The organism is Oleiphilus sp. HI0067 (assembly GCF_001635735.1).
Window position 1 is genome coordinate 1 of sequence record NZ_LWFI01001134.1, and the last position, 1,631, is coordinate 1,631.

The 1,631-nt window shown below is 40.5% G+C and carries 2 protein-coding genes; both read left to right on the plus strand.

Going from position 1 to position 1,631, the window contains the following annotated elements; genetic code table 11:
- Positions 1 to 70 precede the first annotated feature (70 nt).
- Positions 71 to 520, plus strand: coding sequence for a chemotaxis protein CheW (locus tag A3739_RS16515; protein ID WP_068483458.1), 450 nt, complete (start codon positions 71 to 73; stop codon positions 518 to 520).
- Positions 521 to 538: 18 nt separating this feature from the next.
- Positions 539 to 1,417 carry a hypothetical protein gene (locus A3739_RS16520; protein ID WP_068502100.1) on the plus strand — a complete coding sequence of 293 codons (879 nt, stop codon included), beginning with the start codon at positions 539 to 541 and terminating at the stop codon, positions 1,415 to 1,417.
- Positions 1,418 to 1,631 lie beyond the last annotated feature (214 nt).

The following is a 1,631-nucleotide window of genomic DNA, read 5'->3' on the forward strand; positions in this document are numbered from 1 at the left end:
ATGTTAATGACAGCGTATTACAAGAATACAGGCATTTCTTAATTTGCCTAAAAAATGAAGGAAGTTCAGAGTGTCTGAATCAGAGCTAATTTCGAGTTTATATTTGCCGGTTGAAGGCACTAAGTTGGTGTTGCCAAACGTGAGTGTGGCCGAGGTAATTGAATATACCAAACCACAAGAAGCAGAAGGGCCAGAATATTTTCTAGGAAATATTATGTGGCGGGGTATACAGGTTCCATTGCTAAGCTATGAAGTTGCCAATGGCCAAGAGAAACCCGCTCGGAATACTCAAGCGCGTATAGCTGTAATTAATAGCGTTGGGCTAGATAATCAGAAGTTACCTTTTAGCGCCATTCTCACTCAAGGTCTCCCGCGCTTAGTAAAGGTGAGTAAGGATATCATTCAAGAAGAAGAGCAGAGCGATTCTCCTGCTGAACATAGCCGTATTAGGGTCGATGGAGAATATGCGGTGATTCCGAGCTTGGAATATCTAGAGTCACTGGCCATTAAACTAGCGTAAATCAGAGTCGCTCCTGAAATGATTCAGAAAACGCTGCAAAAAGAACTGTTATCGTTTTTCGTTTTGCTATTTCCGATCATTGAGCTTGTTTTATTAGGCTTGAACCACGCGGTGTTTTTCATCATCGGTTTGAGCGCTGTGATGTTTGCGCTCAACTTCTCCTCTTTGTTTTCAAATCTTCTCAAGTTTATTCCAGCAATTAATTTAGTCCTTTTTGCATCTATTTTTGTTGTGCATCTGACATCGGGTGTGAATAGTGTTGCTGTTATGGGCTGCTTGTTAGTGATGACTGTTTGGGCAGCATTAGTCCTTGATTTGGTGTTTGCCGCGACCTTTTCTCTTCTTTGTATGTTGCTTTTAAGCGCGCTAAATGATTTTACGCAGCTAGCCCAAAATGCCGTTCTAGTTTTTTCATTATTTGCGTTAGCGAGCTTTGTTCGCTTTCGTATCGGTCGACTTGAAAGAGCAGGGCCTAAGCATACTGAGGAGGATATGTTCGCATGTCGTAATGCGAGACAGTTTGAGCAAGACCTTTCTCATTACTTTGCCTTGCATCAGCGTTACCAGATGAATTGTGTGCTGCTGGTGATTGATGTTGAATTACCAAGAAAAATGAATCTGACGAAAGAAAGAACATTGTTGCAGGTTCTTGTGTCGATCTGGAAAAGCCGTATTCGTTCTACAGATGTGTTGTATAAATTAAGTGATCGCCGTTTTGCATGTCTTGTGACTGCAACGAATAGAGACGGCGCACAAATTTTATTGAATGATTTGAAGAAGGCGACACAGGATTATCAGTTGCCTGAAGGATTAAATCCTGAGGTTTATATTTCTCTTCATGATTGTGCAGAGCAAAATAGTGAAAAAAGCTGGCTAGATAAGAGTTATCAAGATTAGATACATTAAAAAATTTGATTCCTTTTGCTTGCGTGATAGATTGTCTCGCCCATGGTTTGGTGACGATTTTATGCCCTTTTAACAATGCGAGTCTCGACGAAGTTAAAAGAGAAACTGCGAAGTCTTCATTGATTCCACGCAGGATTTTTGACGTTAATTTGATTTAGCCTACCGAGGCTTTTTAAAGGTAAAGAAATGCTTAAATTAGATGCTT